Origin of the sequence: Streptacidiphilus sp. ASG 303 (assembly GCF_020991365.1) — a bacterium.
Taxonomy (GTDB): Bacteria; Actinomycetota; Actinomycetes; order Streptomycetales; family Streptomycetaceae; genus Peterkaempfera.
In genome coordinates, this window is the sequence record NZ_JAJLRA010000152.1 from 1 (window position 1) to 292 (window position 292).

At 80.8% G+C, this 292-nt stretch carries 1 pseudogene; it reads left to right on the forward strand.

Going from position 1 to position 292, the window contains the following annotated elements:
• Window positions 1-292: pseudogene (locus LO771_RS30320) on the forward strand (ABC transporter family substrate-binding protein); the annotation flags it as partial.

Consider the following 292-nt stretch of genomic DNA (forward strand, 5'->3'; position numbering starts at 1 on the left):
CCCCCGCCCTGCCCGCCGCGGTCCGCGCCCGGGACGGCAGGCCGCTCACCCTCGACCTGCTGATCCCCGCCGGCTCGGCCACCGCCCGCCGCATCGCCGCCGCCGTCGCCGCGGACCTGGCGAGGGTGGGCATCGCCGCGGTCCCGCGCGCCGTGGACGGGGAGGGATTCGTCACCGCCCACCTCGCGGCGGGCGACTTCGACCTGGCGCTCTTCTCCTGGCCGGCGAGCCCCGGGACGGCCGCCGTCGAGCGCGCCCTGTTCGCCAAGCCGCAGCCCGGGCCCGACGGGCT